Genomic DNA, 17614 nt, shown 5'->3' on the forward strand with positions numbered 1-17614 from the left:
CGCGTCCATCTCAATAAAAGGACGGGCGCGGGCAGGTAACTTACATGGGACTTTGCATCAAGGGTTTTGCAGCAACGCGCGGATGGCATCGACGCGCCAGAAGACGGACCGAGAAGGCAAGCCGATGGCCCCCCGCGGTGGAACCGTATCGATGCTCGCAGAGGGCGTCGCGCCCTTTGATACGGCGGACACTTACGAGGAGCACCTGGCGGCGTGGGAACCGCCGCTAACATCGCCTGATATCGTCGCCCCTCCCCAATTAACCGCCCTTGCCTTTCGCCAGCGTGCCAGCACTGTCGGTGCCACCGAACAGTTGCGTCAGGTACTGCGAATTCTTGTTCATCGTCGCCATGACCGTGTTGAGCGCGGTGAACTGCGCCTGGTACTGCTGAGTCAACTGGGCCGCGTAGCTCGCCAAGGTGTCCTGCTGCGTGCCGATGCCCTTGAGGTCCGCGTTGAGCGGGTCCTGGTTATTCGCAATCAGCCCGCCCTCTCCCAGGAATCCATTAAGGCTCTTTGTCATCTTCGCGGCCACGCCGGTCGTCGAATTGAACAGGGCCGCCATTCCCTCCGGATTGCTCGTCAGTTCGCTGGCCATCTTCGTACTGTCGGCGGTAAGCGTCCCGTCCTTGTTCAGAGCAATGCCGATCGCGCCGAGCGAGATGCTGGAGCTGCCGTTCTTGACGCCACCGCTGATAATACTTGCGAGCGTGCTCTTGATCGTGTTGAACATCGAGTTGCCGAGCAACGGGCCGCCTTGCGCGCCCTTGGCTTTCGAACTGTCGAAACCGGCAACCTGGCCATAGGTCGTGACCAGGGTGTTATAGAGGTCGACGAAGTTGTTGATAGCGGTCGATGCCGACGTGGTGTCCTGTGCCACGGTCAGCGTCTGCGGCGTGCCGGCAGGCACGCCAATGGCCGCCGCAGTCAGGTTCAGCGTGACACCCTGGATCGCGGTGGTTACCGTGTTGCCTGAACTCGTGCCAGCCGTGCCGTCGATGGCGAACATGGCATCTTTGGCGGATTCGGTCTGCGTCCACGGACTGGCGGCCGACACCGACGCAATGGTCGACGGGTCCGCGGCGCTGGGACCGGCCGTGGATGTTACGCCGAGACTGGACAGCCCGGCATCGTCGGTCACAGTGCCCACTGAAACGTCAATCGTGTTCGATGCACCCGTGGCCGACGAACGCAAGATCAAGTGCGCGCCGTCCGTGCCGCTCACGACAGTTGCCGTGACGCCGGGATTGCTCGACGACAAGTTGATCGCGCTCGCAATGCCGCTCACGGTGTTGTTCGCCGACGTGATGTCGACGCTCATCGACTTGTCTCCGACCGAGACGTTCATCGTGCCGGTGCCCAGTGCGGTTGTTGCGCCGAACGCGGCCGACGAGAGCGTCTGCGCGCTGGCAATTTGCGTCACCGCGATGGAATAGCTGCCCGTCGCCGCGCCGCTGCTGCCGCTCGCCGTTAGCCCCGTGCCATCCGCGGTCACGGTGAATTGCCCAAGAGCAGTACCGTTCGATAGCGGCGCAATGCCCGCCTGCAACGCCGACAACCCGGCCTGCAAAGCACCGATCGCCGAGAGTTTGGTGTTGTCGTTTCGTTGCCGTGCGATCAGCGAGCCGGTCTGGCCGGCCACCTTCGCGTTGACGAGGCTCGTGACCAGCGACGACACATCCAGTGACGCGTTGCCCGTCGAACCGCTGATGACGGACTGCGCGGCCGATGCCCTGGCCGCGTTGGCGGCAGCCGTCGTGTCGGCGGCAGTCGAGATGGCGTTGGCCGAGGTGGGTACGCTCGAAGCGCTGGAAATCGTCGACATTAAAATGCTCCGTACGTCAGGTTTGTTTTTGAGCCTGCATGAGAACCGCCCGTGGACTGCCCGCTGGAGGCAAGCATCAGGAAGCGCGATGCGACATGGCAGCCGCGTGTTGCCCGGGCTGGACATCGTGTATTCACGCAGTCATGGTTGCGCACTTCCGCCACGGGTGAAACGGCGAGCAACACGCGCGTCCGGCGAGTTCTTTCCAAATCTTTAAAAAGATTTCCACACGTATGTCCAGGCGGCTCGAGTCAGTCAGTGCCCGACGCGACAAGCGATCCGCGGCGGTAACAAGGATCCGCCTTCCGCCGCGGCTTGTACCTATGGCAGCCGCTTTTTCGAACGTGAACCTGCCGATCACCCACGCGTTCCTGCTCGGCATACTCGAAGCTTTCACGGCGGCAACGTTCAGTCGCTTTTTGATCGAGGCACCGTTCTTGCGGCTCAAGTAGGGTCTCGCGATCCGCCTTTCAGCGCAGTCCGGTGAGCGAGCAGGGCCGGATGAGCGCGCCATCTGAGGGAGTGCGGCCAAAGCCGGCGAAGTAAAATCGGCGCGCGCCTGCGTGCGTTTCGCGTACGGCGCGTCTAAGCGATGCAACCGGTCGCACTGAATTGTGACGTCCGTTAGTTCGCTTTTACAAATCGCGATAAAACAGCAAATGGAAATAAACTTGCGGCTTTGAGGGCCGCAACCATAAGCGAACGAACTTCTGAAAATTCAACCGCTTATGCGGGAATCGAAGACGGGTAAACTGACGCGTCGCCGTTTCGGCGGCCGTATCCGGCAGTCGCCTGCCCGGCGCGGCCGGGTAAAACGGTCGATCGTCGTTTGTTTGTTTTCGAAGCTGACCCACCGATCCAGTACACTTATTACATCGAAAGCAATGGTCCAGACCAGAGATCCTTGGTCCGGTGTTTGATAGTTAAGAGGGAGAAACGTACGTGGCTAATGACAAGATGCTGGCGCAAATGAGTAACAAACCGGGGTTTATCGCGGCCCTCGACCAGAGTGGCGGATCCACCCCCGGCGCCCTGCGGGCGTATGGAATTCCAGAGAGCGACTACAGCGGCGACGCTGAGATGTTCAAGCTGATGCACGAGATGCGGGTACGCATCATGACCGCACCCGCCTTCACCGGTGACAAGGTCATCGGCGCCATTCTCTTCGAAGCCACCATGGACGGACAGGCAGAAGGAAAGTCCGTTCCGGCCTTCCTGTGGGAAGACCGTGGCGTCGTTCCTTTCCTGAAAGTGGACAAGGGGCTCGAAGCAGAAGCGAACGGCGTGCGTCTGATGAAACCGATCCCCGGGCTGGACCCGCTGCTCGAGCGGGCGGTCAAGCTGGGCGTGTTCGGCACGAAGATGCGCTCGGTTATCGACCATGCGTCGCAGGAAGGGATCGCGGCAATCGCCAAGCAGCAGTTTGAAGTCGCCGCGCAAATCCAGGCGCACGGTCTCGTGCCAATCCTGGAACCCGAGGTGTCGATCAACAGCCCGGACAAGGCGGCAGCGGAAACCATCCTCCTGGCTGAGCTGCTCAAGGGCCTCGCGGCGTTGCCCGATGGCAGCCAGGTCATGATCAAGCTGACCATCCCGGACGTGACGGATCTCTATCGCCCGCTGATCGAGCACCCGGCCGTCGTACGCGTGGTGGCGCTCTCGGGCGGCTACGCGCGGACCGACGCGTGCACGCGCCTCGCGAAGAATCACGGCATGATCGCCAGCTTCTCCCGGGCGTTGATCAACGAGCTCAAGAAGTCAATGAGCGACAGCGAGTTCGACGCAACGCTGGCAACGTCTGTCGATGAGATCTATCAGGCCTCGGTCGTAAAGGTCTGATTTTTAGGTTTCAACGCAGGTTTCAACGCAGGTTTCAACGCAAGGTTTGATACAGGCCGCACTCGAAGCATGAGTGCGGCCTGTCTGTCATGCCGCGTGAGCAACCCTCGCTTGCGGCAGTTCAAGACGGCGCGACCACGTGGCAAGGTGGCGGAAAGCGACTGGCGGTTTGCTCAGAATCGCGCTGTCGTACAGCTTGCCCGCGAACCTGACGAAGTTTTCTATCCGGAAGCCCTGGCCCCGGTAAAACGCAATCAAATGTGCAGCGGGTTGCGGTGTATCCAGCGCAAGCTCAGCGTAACCGCGAATAGCGGCCCAGTGATCCGCATAGGCCAATAACGACTTCCCGATCCCCCTGCTCTGATAGGCAGGATCGACGCCGAACTGGCGAACGCTCGCAATATCATCCCGCCGATAAAACCCGCATAACGACTCGCAATCCTGTGCGTAAAGCGTCATGGTTCCAACCAGCCGTCCGTTGCATACCGCGACATAACAGTCGCCGCGCATGGCACGCGCGCGGGTAACAAGCGCGGACTGGTCAACGCATGTGCAATTAAGCCCCATGCCGCCAAGCCGCGCAAACGAGCGGTGCAGCATCAGGGTCAACTCATCGAACGAATCACATGCTGGATCAAAGCGCCTCAGTACTACGCTGCCTACGCCACGATGAACGTAGCTGATACGCGTGTGATTCTTCGTTGCTGTGCGTTGCTTCGACATGACACCTCCGGCCTCATCAGTTGCCAGAAGTGTAGGATTGCTCGTCGGTTGATAACAAGAAAAAATCCCGTAAATATTCGCGTTTTACGGCATATATATGCAGGCCGTTCAGGGCTTTACGGAATTTTTATTTGCGATGGCGCAGGTCTTTATTTAAACGATGTAATGCCGAATGCGTCGGCATCGTCTCGCGGGCCTGAGGGTGCTTGCGCCCATCGATCTTCCGGTCCACTGCCTGTGCCAATCGCATCGTTTCACGCGAGCGCTCAGGAAACGCGTACGCTTTCCGCGTTCATTTTTTCGACAGTGAGATTCACCGATCGCGGAGTCAAAGGGCTCGTCCGATGCCTGACGCCGGCCGGTACAGTCAACATCTCGCCCGGCTTCAGTTCATATCGCGCGGTTTCCAGTTCAACAAGCAAGACCCCCTCGAGAACGATGAACACTTCGTCCGAGTCAGGATGAAAATGCCAGAAAAATGGCGCATCCATCACGCTAAGGTGAACCGCGTGATCGTTCACCTCAGCCAAGACCTGATTGAAATATCCCGCTTTAGTCTGCGCCGCCACTGCGCTCAGGTTTATCGATTTAGCGTCCAAGATCGTCTCCTCCCTACCCACGCGGCGAAGTGCATGAGCCACGGCTAAAGATAGCGCGCATGTCTGCCACTAGTCACAAGCCTAACCGCCCCGAACCAGCGCGCAAAGCGAGAAATTTTCACCGCGACGTGAGGTAAATTCACAAAGCGTCAGCGCCTCAGTGCCTATCAGGATCAAGAGACGAAGGTACGAAGATGTGCCCTTCCATGAGCCGGCGCGCCGTCCGGCTCATGATCGCCTTGGTGACGACCCACGTGCCGTCGCGCTGCTCGGCTTCCGCACCCACCGCCATTACGCCTGACGGATGGCCGAAGCGGATCCGGCCAGCCGTCTTGTTCGCCAGAAGCCGATGCACGACCGTGCCGGGAATCACGCCTGCAACCGCGACCGCGACCGCTCCGGTACCGGTCATGGCGTGGTGTAACTTGCCCATGGAGAAAATGCGTGCGTTGATATCGAGCGTCGCCGGGTCGACCGGCTTGCCGCTGGATGCCACATAGGCGGAAGGGGTCGCCACGAACGCGAGTTTCGGCGTGTGGGGCCGAAGGGTCGATGCTTCGTCCGCAGTCCGGGACAGTCCCATTCGAACAGCCGCATGCGCGCGAATTGCCTCGGCCTTCCGTAGCAAATCCGCGTTGCCGTTGATGTCCCGCTGCAGTTCGTTGCCCTTCAGCCCGAGTGTCGCGGCGTCGATGAAAATAGCGGGATTGCCGGCGTTGATCATCGTGAGTTCGATGACGCCGACACCCGGTACGTCGAGCGTGTCGATCGGATTTCCCGTGGGGAACATGCCGCCGCCGGCATCACCGCTGTCGTCTTCGCCCTCGCCGCCGGGGTCCAGGAACTCGATCCTGATTTCGGCCGCGGGGAAGGTCACGCCATCGAGTTCGAAGTCGCCTTCTTCAAGCACTGCGCCATCTTGCATCGGTACATGCGCGATGATTTTTGCGTTGATATTTGCCTGCCAGATACGCACGGTAGCGGTGCCGTCGCGCGGCGCATCGACCAGACCCTGCGCGATCGCGAACGGACCCACCGCCGACGTCAGGTTCCCGCAGTTGCCGGACCAGTCGACGATCGACTTGTCGATCGCCACCTGCCCGAACCAATAGTCGACGTCGCAGTCGTCCCTCGCGGACGGACCCACGAGTACCACCTTGCTGGTGCTCGACGTAGCGGCGCCCATGCCGTCGATCTGCTGGCCATACGGATCGGGACTGCCGATCACGCGCAGCAGGATGCGGTCGCGCAGCGCCCTATCGGACGGGAGTGAATCCGCACGGAAAAAGACACCTTTGCTTGTGCCTCCACGCATATAGGTTGCCGGAATCTTTCTTTGCACCTTGATCTCCTGAGATTGAGCCCGCGTGCTGCCGGGGCCGGTCGCTTTACTTCAAGCGACAGAGGAAAACGGTTTGCGACGCAAAACCGTGTGAGGCCCCGAAGCACTACCTCAAGAATGATAAGCCTGTCTGGCGCTGACAGTTCCCTGTTAGTTAAAGGCACGGCTCCCTCGCCCCATCCGCGATAAAGCTCGCCGTAAGGTTTGCCGGCTGATCCCCAAACTGTGAACGAGAACCAAACGGGAACCTGCAGCGTGCGGAACATCACGAGCGCATCAATGACAAGATTCAGGCGTACGCTGTCATAAAACTCATCACGCCGCCTGAACTTACCGTCAAAGGATCCCCTCATGCGAATCGAAACGTCATTCCTGTTCGACCTCGACGGAACGCTGGTCGACAGCGTCTACCAGCACGTACTTGCATGGAAGGAAGCGCTCGATGCAGAAGGTATCGAGCTGTCGGTATGGCGTATCCATCGCAAGATCGGCATGAGCGGGGGCCTCTTCACGAACCAGTTGCTGCGTGAAACGCACGGGGAGATCAGTCCCGAGCGCGTGGAGCGTTTGCGCCGCACGCATGCGGACGTTTATCAGCGCCTGCGTGCACAGGTTTGCCCGTTGCCCGGCGCACGCGAGTTGCTCGCCGCGCTCACCGAAGCGGGCACGCGCTGGGCCATTGCGACCAGCGGCCGCATGGAAACGGCGGCCGTGAATCTGGAAGCGCTCGGTGTCGATCCCGCGAAGTCCGTGGTCGTCACGCGCGACGACGTGAAGTACGCCAAACCTGACCCCGACCTCTTCATTGCAGCGGCGTCGCGTCTGGGCGTGTCGATCGAGCATACCGTCGTGGTGGGCGACAGCATCTGGGACATGCTCGCCGCGCGGCGCTGCCGCTCGCTCGGCGTGGGACTGCTGTCCGGCGGATACGGAATGGATGAACTGGAACGCGCCGGCGCGCTGCGCGTGTACGAAGATCCGGCGGACTTGCTGCTGCATCTGGATGAAGTTGCCGCACGGCCTTAGGCCTTGAAGGCGAAGGGCCGCCGGCCAATGGGTTCCGCCGTATGGACAGACCGTTGCACCGAATACGCGCGCACAGGTCTCCAAGCGCTTGTGCCTGCAGAGCAGGATGGCCAGCTTGCGTATCTGGATGCCGCACTTTATTCGTATGACTAAGCATTAAGGCATGGCTCTTGCGAGTCCTGTCGGGCCTGGGAGACTCTAGCAAGAGGCCGCGCAGTAAAGCGTTGCGCCGCCGAGCGGCAAACGAATCTGGTCGAAACGTCACCCATGGATCGTCAACGCGCGCTGATCAACCAATCGCCAATCAGACGCTATAAGCAAGTCGCAATCCGCCCCAATGACGGCCTCCGACCATGATCGGCGCGGACACGTCTTTCATCAGCGCATATTCCCCGGCGCCCATATCGCGTCGATATGTCTGCAACAAGAACGGCTTGGTATGCGACCCTGAAGCCAGGCCGGTACGGTCATTGAAGATGCGCCGGTTACGCGAATGAGCGGCGTTCCAGGCGGGATCGGAGCCTTGAGATTGCGAAAACTTCTTGTTGTGCGTGGGCAAGTAACCCTTGGTATCGACGGCTGCACAGAACACCACGCGTTCATCCAGCGCCAGCAAGGGCTCCTGGATTTCCGGCAGGATGCGATCGGCAAGCTGGATATAGCGGGTCGTGAATTGCTCAGGATTGGTACCGGCAATCGGGTTATAGGCATGATCGAAAAGGTCCGCAGCCGAGATCTCACCGCGCGAAATGGCCTGCTCGAATGCCCGGCCAATCTTCTGCGCGGCAGTCATGACCGCGTCTATAAACCGCGTATCGGGTGTCTCTATCCCCGCTTCCGCCGTCAACTCGATCAAGGTTTCGGACACGCCCAACAGCTTGCTCAACTGATCGCGCGCCTTCGTGAAGCTGCCGCTTGACTGCTCGACGCCTCCGACCATCTCGGAGACTTGAGACGCAAGCCCGCTGCATTGCTGGTCGATCGCTTCGGTCTGCAAAGCGATTTGCTCCGCTTCAACACTCAACTCAGTGATCGCTTTCCCCGTTGCCAATACAACGTCGCCGATCGCATGCGTGCCCTCCTTGACTCGCTGTGCACGTACCGCGCTGGCGGACCCTTCGGCCATCAACAGGTCGGCCTGACCCGACAATCTGGTGAGTGTTGTCCCGATCTCCGACGTGGCCCGCGCGGTCTTGGCTGACAATGCCTTCACTTCAGCCGCGACCACGGCAAAGCTTTTACCGGACTCGCCCGCACGGGCCGCTTCTATCGCGGCGTTCAAGGCCAATAGATTAGTCTGACGCGCGATGATCGAAATTTCTTCGGAGATCTTGCTGACGTCGCTCAATGACTCTCGCAAGGTCTCGATCTCCGCCGCCATCACCGAGACGCTGTCCACCAGGCTATGGATGTCTGCCAGCGACACCCTGACCGTCTCCTGGGACTGGCTGACGCCGGATGCGGCCTGATCTGCCACGATACGCATCTGACGCGCCGCCGCGGCAATCCGCTGGTTGCCCTCCATGGTCGACATTGCCGAACGCTGCAAGCCGTGGCACAAATCCGCCTGACGCGTAGCGCGGGCCGCCACTTCCTCGACGTGCCCCGATACATCGCAAATCTCGATACCCAGCTTGCCCGCATGCTCGGCGATCTTGCCGACCGCCGTCAGCGTGCGCCCGCGTTGTCCGAATCCGAAACCCGTCATCCCTTGCCTCCGGTGTTTTAATTTGCGTGGAATTCCCCGGCTGCGTCTCGACATGCCGGGTTCGCGAATTCCGCGTGACGTCCCTCGGTATATCGTCCGATTGCAGGAAAAACTAAAGGGGTGCGAGGCAACGGATGCGATACATCGGGTTTGCCCGGGGGTGTGGGCGGCGGCTCGGCTCACCGGCTTCATGCAGACCGCCGGATTCAATCGCGATCGGCAGGCGCTCCCAGCGGAAACAACGGCCGATACGGCCGCGCCTCGTCAACCGCGCGCGCGAATGACGGACGCGCCAGCAGTCGTTGCCGGTACGCAATCACGTGAGGAAACGACGCGTCAATCCGATGTGTCCAGTCTGCATAAAACAGGAACGGCGCGGCGCCGCAATCGGCCAGGCTGAAGTGATCGCCAGCGGCCCATTCGCGCGCGGCCATGAGTCCATTGAGCCAGCCATAAGCGGTGTCGAGCATTGCGCGCGCGTCGGCCACGCCTCGTGGATCCCGTTCCGTTTGCGGCCGCAAGCTGTCGCCCACGATCTTCTGCTGCGGAGTCGAGATGTAGTTGTCGAAGAAACGATCCATGCCGCGAACTTCCATTGCGCTGCGGGCATCTTCAGGCAGCAGCGGCACGGGGCCCGGATGATACAGCCCCAGATGCTCAATGATAATGCTCGCCTCGACCACGGTGCGGCCACCATCCACGAGCACGGGAAAGCGATTCATTGGCCAGAGCGCCGTGAGCTCCTCCATCACCTGCGGGTTCTCATGCGACAACGCTCGCCATTCGAACGGCGTGCCATTCTCGTACAGCGCAACCAGGACCTTCTGGCAGTAAGACGAGAACGGATGGGCGTAGAGCTTTAATGTCATTGGATCACCTCGGGTTGAGAAAGGCTGGTTTCTCTAACGACGAACGAGGTTGCCGAAAATCGACATCCACTCTGAAGCATTTTAAAATCCCTGCCGCTGCAAGCGGTTTTCTTTACAAAGCTATTTCGGAAGCAGGGCTTATAGCGAAGCAAAGCGAACGCCGGGAAGTGTTCGCTTCATCCTGGCGGCAAATGACCCGGGCTTGAGAATGCCGCGAGACACGCCAGCCGCACCCGCTCGACAGCCGTGGACCAACTCTCATCGGCGGCTTGCCGGAACAGCCGCAACGTCTGCGGATACCACGGCGAATCTTCACGCTCGCGCATCCAGCGCCAGTCGATGTCTTCTCGCGGCAGCAACACCCAGCACGGCTTGCCCAGCGACGCAGCAATATGCGCCGCGGAGGTGTCCACGCAGATCACCAGATCGAGCTCTCCGATGATCGCGGCGGTATCGGCGAAATCGGTCAGGTCTGTCCCGAGGTGCAACAGCGGAAGACCCGCAGGCGGCGACTGTCCCTCTTCTTCTCCCTGCCCTTTTTGCAGGCTTACGAAGCTGACCCCGGGCACGCTCCAGAGAGGCGCAAGCGTTGCAAGCGACGGCAGCGAACGGTTCGCATCGTTGTGATGTTTGGGATTGCCTTTCCAGACCAGACCGATCTTGCGGCCGGGTGGAAGCGTCGCCAGCCGCGTGCGCCAGTGCTCAACGAGCAACGCGTCAAGCGTCAGGCGGATGGGATCGGGAATGGTGTCCGTGGTCGTGCGCAGATGCAGCGGCACGCTCATCGGGCTCGTCCAATAGTCGTACCCAGAGGCCCGGCTTAGCGCGGTTTCGTGGTCGAGGACCGCGTCGACGCCCTCCAAAGCCGCGAATAACCGATGCAGCGCCGGCGCGCAGGCAAACGCGATATGTACCGCGCCCTGTGCCTTGAGCAACGCGAAGTAGCGGCCGAACTGGACCATGTCGCCAAGACCATCTTCCTGCCAGACCAGCAACGACTTGCCCGCAAGCGCTTCGCCTCGCCATCGCGGACACTGCAGCAAGGACTGCGTCTGGTGATGAATGAATCCCGGCTGATCGTAACGGGAATCGTAAAGCTGCCATCCCTCTTCGAATTCGCCCATGCTGAGCAGCAGCGTTGCAAGACTGACTTTCGCATCGTGATAGTCCGCGCGGATCGCGAGCGCGCGCCGGAAAGCTGCCTCGGCGTCGGTCAGATTGCCGAGTTCCTTCAGCACGTTGCCAAGGTTGTGGTGCGCTTCAGCGAGATCAGGGCGAAGAGCAAGCGCTCGCCGGTAAGCCGCAACGGCGTCAGGCGAACGACGCAGTGCCCACAGCACGTTGCCCAGGTTGTTATGAGCTTCAACAATATCCGGGCGGATCAGCAGCGCTTGCCGGTACGCCGCCTCGGCCTCGGGCAGCCGGTCGAGCGTCTGCAACACAATGCCCAGGTTGTAGTGAGCTTCAGCATAGTCGGGCCGGACTGCGAGTGCCTGCCGGTAAGACGCCTCGGCTTCCGGAAGACGGTTTAGGGCACCCATCAAGGCGCCCAGGTTAAGGTGAGCTTCGGCGTAATCGGAGCGGATAGTCAGTGCCATCCGGCAAGCCAGTTCGGCCTCGGGCAAGCGGCCCATTTCCTTGAGCACGTTCGCCAGGTTACTGAGCGCTTCGGCGTATTGAGGCCTGAGGATCAGCGCCTGCCGGTACGCCGCCTCGGCTTCTGGCAAGCGGGCGAGTTCCTTGAGCACGTTGCCCAGGTTGTTGTAAGCCCCTGCATCGGGCGATAGAACCAATGCCTGCCTATAGGCACTCTCCGCTTCGTGCCAACGGCGCAGGTCATAGAGCACGATGCCCAGGTTGTAGTGAGCCTGCGGGTAATCTGCACGGATCGCAAGCGCATGCCGGTAAGCCGCCTCGGCGTCATGCAGGCGTCCGAGATCGTAGAGCACCGCGCCGAGGTTGTTGCTGGCCTCTGCAAGGTCCGGGCGAATGTCCAGCAGTTGCCGATAGACAACCACCGCCTCCGTCAGAGAGCCAAGTCCCTTGAGCAGCATGCCGAGGTTGTTATAAGCATCGACGAAATCAGGCTTGGCCTCGATAGCCTGCCGCCAATACGCTTGCGCGTCGGCCAGTTGGCTCAGGCCTAGCGAAGAGACCGCCGCTATATTCAAGGCATCCGCCAGCGCGCTTCCCGTCAACGCCCGATGCGGGTCAAGCATCGGCTTAACCATCGACAACGCTTGCGCATAGTGTCCGGCCAGGCATAGCGAAGCAGCCGACTGATGCCAGTCCGCAGTGTGAGGTGCGCTTGTTGGGACAGTTGTCATGGGTCGGCCGTCGAGGCTTGGGTTCAGTGGATGCTGCCGGGGTGCGATCCCCTTTTTTCACCCGGCATGGAATTGATGCGCCATGGTTCGAACGTCTGCGGGAAAGGGGACGCGCCCACCACATCACTGAGGTTACGACAGTCGCCATCTGCGTGACGGCGGGAAATGAGCGCATTGCTGCACGCTATTCGGAGGATGAGGGCGCTAAAGAGCGTTTAGATAGCCTTAGGGACGTAGCGCAATAGCGTCTGGTCCGCGGCTTAAAGGTCTTGGTGAATCGCGATCGCCGTATTCAGCTTGGCCGAGTCGAAGCTTACAAACATGCTTAGGGATTCTTCGAAACAGCCCAATGCGCAGACGCACCATTTCGTTCTCCCTTCAAGAACGATCGTCTGCGCTTGAAGGGAACGCGTCGGCATCGGGTTGCTTACTACACGATCGCTTAGTGCTGCGCGCCGCTCGTTACGCCATAGCGCGCCGCCGGCAGCCGACGCGAAAGGTTAGGCACCAACGCCTGGCGAGCCGCCTCGAACGTGTTCCAGTCGGCCGCTTCCGGCAGCGAAGGAATTGTGACCAGCTCGCCCTGATCGAGGCCAGCAAGCGCTGCGTCCACCATGTCTTCCGACGTCATCACGATACCCTCCGGCAGATAGCTCACCGGCGTGCCCGCAATGTCCCAGAACTCCGTGCTGGTTGCGCCCGGCAACACGGCCTGGACCCGCACGCCCTTCGCGCCAAGTTCATGGTGCAACGACTGTGTCAACGCGAGCACGTACGCCTTGCTGCCGCCGTACACACCGTTCAGCGTCTCCGGCGACACAGCGACAATCGATGAAATGTTCACGATCGTTCCGCCGCCACGCGCGACAAAACCCGGCACGACAGCCTTCGTCAAATGCGTGAGCGCGACCACGTTGAGCGTGATCATCGCGTCCATTTTGTCGATGTCCGAGTCCACGAGCGGCGCGGTCGCGCCCACGCCGGCATTGTTCACGAGCATCGTGATGCTGGAGTCATTACGCAGGACGTCTTCAACCTTCCGCACGCCTTCAGGTGTCCCCAAATCCGCGACGACAACCTCGAAATTCCGTCCGGTGGACGTTGTGAGCGTCGTTGCCAGCGCGTTAAGGCGGTCGCGATTGCGCGCCACCAGGATGACGTCGTAACCGCGTTCGGCAAGCCGTTTCGCGTAGATCGCGCCAATGCCGGTCGAAGCGCCCGTCACCAATGCCGTGCCTTTGTTCGCTACATTGCTCATTTCCGTTCTCCAGTTTTTCAAGTGTTCCGGCGGAAGCGCCGGTGTGTGAACGGAATAGTAGAAGTATGAGATCATGTCCTCAATGACATAGATACAACTTTTTAGGACATCGGCCGGAATCCCGTTCCCGGCGCGCAGGAGGCCATGTGAAAACGATCGGAATCATTGTTTATCCGGACTTTCAGGTGCTGGGGCTGGCGGTCTCGACCGTGTTCGAATTTGCCAACGCAACCGTCGGACAAACCGCGTACGAGGTGCAGTTGTTGTCGGAACACGGCGGTTCCGTGCGCTCCTCGCTAGGCTTCGGCATCGAGACCGCGAGCTTCAAGGGCAGCGAGTTCCACACCCTGATCGTCACCGGCGACAACATAGGCACGCCTCATTCGGCCGGCGTGGCGGCATTTCTTCGCGACGCCCTGAAGACATCGCAACGCATTGCGGCGACCTGCACAGGCGCGTTTGTACTGGCCGAGGCGGGCTTGCTGGACGGCCGCCGCGCGACCACGCACTGGTACTACGCGCGGGCGCTTCAGCGCGCGTATCCGCAGGTCAAGATGGAGGAGGACCGGATCTTTATCGTCGACGGCCCGATCTGGACGTCCGCCGGTGCGAGTGCCGGGATTGATCTTGCGCTGGCGCTCGTCGAGAAAGACCTGGGTACGGAAACGGCGCGGCTCGTGGCGAAAAAACTGGTGGTTTATCATCGGCGCGCCGGCGGCCAGTCGCAGTATTCCGCGCTGCTCGAACTCGACGCGAAATCGGATCGGGTGCAGACCGCGCTGGCCTATGCAAAATCCAACCTGACCGCGAAGCTGTCGATTGAAGAGCTGGCGGAAGTTGCCCACCTCAGTCCGCGCCAGTTCAGCAGGGTTTTCACCGACGAGACCGGACAGTCGCCCGCCCGGGCCATAGAAAATCTGCGGGTGGAGGCCGCTCGCCTGATGATGGAAGCGGGACGGCATTCAGTCGATGTAGTCGCACGCGAGACTGGTTTCGGTGACCGTGAACGAATGCGGCGTGCATTTCTGCGTGCGTTCGGGCAGTCGCCGCAAGCAATGCGGCGGATGACGGAATCGCAGCTGGTTTGATGAAGGGCCGGTTTTGCGCGGCGGATGGATCATGGACTGATTAAGGAGCCGTCAAACACGCTCGCTGAATCAACAAGGGTTGAGCTCGCGTATTCATACCCTGGCTGGCGCTTATACCGTGGGCGCCAACTGTGTGAGCACGGTCGTCATGCTCATGACCTGCTGGTCACTATCTGAAATTCCCGCGTCATGGGCAGCCTTGGCCAATTGAGCATTGGTTAGTCTGGCAAGGCCGTCGAAACTATCGCGGACAATTGTCGCAGTCGTGGCAGGGCTGGTCCGACGCTCCCACGTCTTGTCTTCGACAAGCCGTCGAAGCACGTATTCGCGAGCAGCCGTTTTCGCGGCAAGAATGCCGCGCGCTTGTTCTTCCGTCATGGTGTTCTCCCCGAGTTCGCCCTCGTTTTATAGCAACGCGGCGTGCCCCTGGCGGTTCGGAAGAACACACTTGGACGGATTTTTTTCGGGTGCGCTCCCGGGCAATGATCTTCTTCGGGTCACTAACCGTATTCCGCGTATTCCGGCTAACCCGAAGAGGACCTGCAGACTGCCTGTCCGAGTCTTTAGTCCGAGGCCAGACGTGCGATCGCACGCTCCACGCCACCGCGGCCGAACGGAACACCCTGCACGGTCATGGCGGCTTCAACGCCGCCGAGACATCCAAGGATCATCGCGGGGTTAATGTCGCCGAGATGCCCGATACGGAATGCGCGGCCCGCAAGCGGCCCGAGACCACCGGCGATGGCAACTTCGAAGCGCTCGCGTGCGACGCTACGGATTGCTTCCGGATCGATACCCGCGTTCACCTCGATGGTCGTCACGGACACCGAACGCGCAGCCGGCACCTCGCAGAAAAACCGTAACGCACCCGTCTCGCTCCAGCATTCCACCGCGGCATGCACCGCTTCCGCGATTCGCCGATGGCGTTCCAGCACCTCGGTCAAGCCTTCCCGGAAGATCAGCCCAAGCGACGCCTCCAGCCCTGCGATCAGGCTTTGCGGCGGGGTGCCGCAAAACTTGCGGTACGACAGCGGACTTCTCCGCCGCTCCCAGTCCCAGTAGAAACGCGGCGTGGAGTTGCGGCGCGAGACCTCCATTGCCGTTGCGTCGACCGCGACAAACGCGAGTCCGGGCGGCACCATCAACGCCTTCTGACTCGCGCCAAGAACTACGTTGATGCGCGTTGCATCCATGGCGAACGGCGCGGCTGCAAGCGACGCAACCACGTCGACCACGAGCAGCGCGGCGTGATCGGCCCGATCGATCGCCGCCCGCATGGCCGGCAGATCGTTGGTGATGCCGCTTGCAGTGTCCGTGTGAACGATGAAGACCGCGACGATCTCGCGTTTCACATCGTCCCGCAGCACGGCTTCGATATCCGCTGGATCGATTGGACGTCCCTCTACCCAGGGTGTCCGAATCACGCGACCGCCCATTGCCTCGGCCTGCACCGCCCACGATTCCGAGAAGTGGCCCGTGCCAGCCACCAGCACCGCCTGACCCGGCGCAATCAGGTTGGCGATGACCGCTTCCCACGCACCGTGCCCGTTCGCGGCATAGAGGAAGACGTCCGACTGCTCCGTCTGCAGCACGCGCTTCAGGCCGGCTTCACACGCGGCAATACAGCGATCCAGACGAGGGTCGGCCAGGTCCATCGGCTGACGGCTCATTGCGTGCAGGACTTCATCCGGAACGCGGCTAGGTCCCGGCGAATGCAGAAAGCGGTGACCGGGCAAACGGGCAAAGTCGTTCATGCGAGAAGGATTCGAAATGAGTGATTGCTGCTGGAATTTGAGCGCGCTTGAGCTTTGTCGTCAGTCAGTTTCATTGCAACCCTGGCTAATTGTTGGTCAAAAAGATTCTACAGGGCTGCGCGGGCGCATGCACTTTCGATTCGCTTTAGCGGCGCATGCGGGACCGCGCGTTCGCCCTAAAGCTCGAAGCTTGCGCTCAAATGCAATCTGATGAACACGTCGCGCCTGTTCGGCGTTATCGCGATCCCAACGCAGGGCGGATACAATGAATGCCAGAAATTCGCGGTCTACGGCGGTCTACAAATACACCGAGGCGTTGCGCATGGGACGGGAGATTGAGGATGCGTCTGTGAGTGCTGCCTGTGTTTATCCCCGAGGTGTTGCGACCCGGATCGCAACCGCGTCACGGGCGCGCCCCCCGCAGGGCCGGTTCTTTAGTGCCAATGGAGTGGCTCCAGACGATTGCAGACGGACCGCTGACAACACCTGCTTCCCAACTCGCCCAATAGTCGCGATGAACACATGAACCGCGAACGACTCACCCGCGAGCAAGCCCGCGAACAAACGCGCCAACGTCTGCTCGACGCTTCTCAGATCATTTTCACAAAGCAAGGATTCATCGCGGGAAGCGTTGAAGAGATCGTATTGGCCGCAGGTTATACGCGTGGCGCGTTCTATTCGAATTTTCGCAGCAAGCAGGAAGTGCTAATCGAACTTCTCAAACGCGATCACCTTGCCATGCAAGCGGGCTTGCACGACCTTATGCAAGGACAAGTCACGCGTGAGGATCTGGAAGACCGCGCATTGCTTTTTTACAGCCATTTATATCGTGACAACAAGAACTTCCTGCTATGGGTCGAAGCGCAACTGCTGGCGTCGCGCGACGCTCACTTCCGCGTTATCTTCAACGCTTTCCTGCGTGAAAAGCTCGACCAGTTAACTTTACATATCCGCGAGTTTTCAGTGCGCGCGGGTACACCGTTGCCCGCTGAAACGCTTGCGCTTGGGTTGATGGCGTTATGCAATGGCGTGCGGTTCTTCTATTCGATCAATCCGCAGGCCGTAACGGGGGAGCTGGCCGAATCCGTTCTGGCGCACTTCTTCTCGCGCGTGGTGTTCGGACGCAGCATGCAGGTCATCGAAGGGGCTACACCGGTTCACCTCGCCGGGCACTGATGCGTGGTTAATCTTGCAACATTCATGCTGGTCCACGGACAGCGTCGCGATCAATCGCGTTCATGGACTGAGGATGGGCG

14 protein-coding genes and 2 pseudogenes are annotated in these 17614 nt (G+C 60.6%); 6 read left to right on the top strand and 10 right to left on the bottom strand.

Annotated features, from left to right (window positions below; genetic code table 11):
* Positions 1-259 precede the first annotated feature (259 nt).
* Positions 260-1825, bottom strand: a complete 1566-nt coding sequence (fliD, locus tag HB376_RS13785; protein ID WP_213764221.1) for a flagellar filament capping protein FliD — start codon at positions 1823-1825, stop codon at positions 260-262.
* A gap of 335 nt (positions 1826-2160) precedes the next feature.
* Between fliD and HB376_RS40980 the strand changes: the two are divergent.
* Together HB376_RS40980 and HB376_RS13790 are read left to right on the top strand one after the other, a co-directional pair.
* A pseudogene (locus HB376_RS40980) lies at positions 2161-2274 on the top strand (acyltransferase); the annotation flags it as partial.
* Between the two features lie 508 nt (positions 2275-2782).
* Positions 2783-3664 carry a fructose bisphosphate aldolase gene (locus HB376_RS13790; protein WP_218627256.1) on the top strand — a complete coding sequence of 294 codons (882 nt, stop codon included), beginning with the start codon at positions 2783-2785 and terminating at the stop codon, positions 3662-3664.
* 87 nt (positions 3665-3751) lie between these two features.
* Here the strand turns inward: HB376_RS13790 and HB376_RS13795 are convergent, their stop codons facing one another.
* From HB376_RS13795 to prpF, 3 genes are all read right to left on the bottom strand, one after another.
* Positions 3752-4387, bottom strand: a complete 636-nt coding sequence (locus HB376_RS13795) for a GNAT family N-acetyltransferase (protein WP_213764223.1) — start codon at positions 4385-4387, stop codon at positions 3752-3754.
* Between the two features lie 266 nt (positions 4388-4653).
* Positions 4654-4986 (bottom strand): cupin domain-containing protein, encoded by a 333-nt coding sequence (locus tag HB376_RS13800; protein WP_213764224.1) that lies wholly within the window; start codon positions 4984-4986, stop codon positions 4654-4656.
* A 157-nt stretch (positions 4987-5143) separates the two neighbouring features.
* Positions 5144-6328 (bottom strand): 2-methylaconitate cis-trans isomerase PrpF, encoded by a 1185-nt coding sequence (gene prpF / locus HB376_RS13805; protein WP_346730492.1) that lies wholly within the window; start codon positions 6326-6328, stop codon positions 5144-5146.
* A gap of 351 nt (positions 6329-6679) precedes the next feature.
* Here prpF and HB376_RS13810 point away from each other — a divergent pair, with 351 nt between their 5' ends.
* A complete protein-coding gene (locus HB376_RS13810; protein WP_213764225.1) occupies positions 6680-7354 on the top strand; it encodes an HAD family hydrolase in 675 nt (224 codons plus the stop codon).
* Between the two features lie 304 nt (positions 7355-7658).
* Here HB376_RS13810 and HB376_RS13815 read toward each other — a convergent pair whose 3' ends face one another.
* The 4 genes from HB376_RS13815 to HB376_RS13830 all read right to left on the bottom strand — a co-directional run bounded on the left by HB376_RS13815 (position 7659) and on the right by HB376_RS13830 (position 13516).
* On the bottom strand, positions 7659-9062 hold the full coding sequence (locus HB376_RS13815) for a methyl-accepting chemotaxis protein (RefSeq protein ID WP_213764226.1): 1404 nt from the start codon (positions 9060-9062) through the stop codon (positions 7659-7661).
* Positions 9063-9268: 206 nt separating this feature from the next.
* Entirely contained in the window at positions 9269-9931 is a 663-nt protein-coding gene (locus HB376_RS13820) for a glutathione S-transferase family protein (RefSeq protein WP_213764227.1), read from the bottom strand.
* A gap of 176 nt (positions 9932-10107) precedes the next feature.
* On the bottom strand, positions 10108-12258 hold the full coding sequence (locus HB376_RS13825; protein ID WP_213764228.1) for a tetratricopeptide repeat protein: 2151 nt from the start codon (positions 12256-12258) through the stop codon (positions 10108-10110).
* Between the two features lie 442 nt (positions 12259-12700).
* Positions 12701-13516, bottom strand: coding sequence for an SDR family oxidoreductase (locus HB376_RS13830; protein WP_213764229.1), 816 nt, complete (start codon positions 13514-13516; stop codon positions 12701-12703).
* 146 nt (positions 13517-13662) lie between these two features.
* Here HB376_RS13830 and HB376_RS13835 point away from each other — a divergent pair, with 146 nt between their 5' ends.
* The gene (locus HB376_RS13835) at positions 13663-14604 is read left to right on the top strand and encodes a helix-turn-helix domain-containing protein (protein WP_213764230.1); all 942 of its coding nucleotides are present in this window, start codon (positions 13663-13665) and stop codon (positions 14602-14604) included.
* Positions 14605-14715: 111 nt separating this feature from the next.
* Here the strand turns inward: HB376_RS13835 and HB376_RS13840 are convergent, their stop codons facing one another.
* Positions 14716-14982, bottom strand: coding sequence for a hypothetical protein (locus HB376_RS13840; RefSeq protein WP_213764231.1), 267 nt, complete (start codon positions 14980-14982; stop codon positions 14716-14718).
* A 185-nt stretch (positions 14983-15167) separates the two neighbouring features.
* Positions 15168-16358, bottom strand: a complete 1191-nt coding sequence (locus HB376_RS13845) for an aminotransferase class V-fold PLP-dependent enzyme (RefSeq protein ID WP_255631334.1) — start codon at positions 16356-16358, stop codon at positions 15168-15170.
* 204 nt (positions 16359-16562) lie between these two features.
* On the opposite strand from HB376_RS13845, the pseudogene HB376_RS40985 reads away from it, so the two are divergent.
* Together HB376_RS40985 and HB376_RS13850 are read left to right on the top strand one after the other, a co-directional pair.
* Positions 16563-16767: pseudogene (locus HB376_RS40985) on the top strand (short-chain dehydrogenase); the annotation flags it as partial.
* A 113-nt stretch (positions 16768-16880) separates the two neighbouring features.
* Positions 16881-17534 carry a TetR family transcriptional regulator gene (locus tag HB376_RS13850; RefSeq protein ID WP_213764232.1) on the top strand — a complete coding sequence of 218 codons (654 nt, stop codon included), beginning with the start codon at positions 16881-16883 and terminating at the stop codon, positions 17532-17534.
* Positions 17535-17614 lie beyond the last annotated feature (80 nt).

This window comes from Caballeronia sp. dw_19 (assembly GCF_018449515.1).
Lineage (GTDB): Bacteria > Pseudomonadota > Gammaproteobacteria > Burkholderiales > Burkholderiaceae > Caballeronia.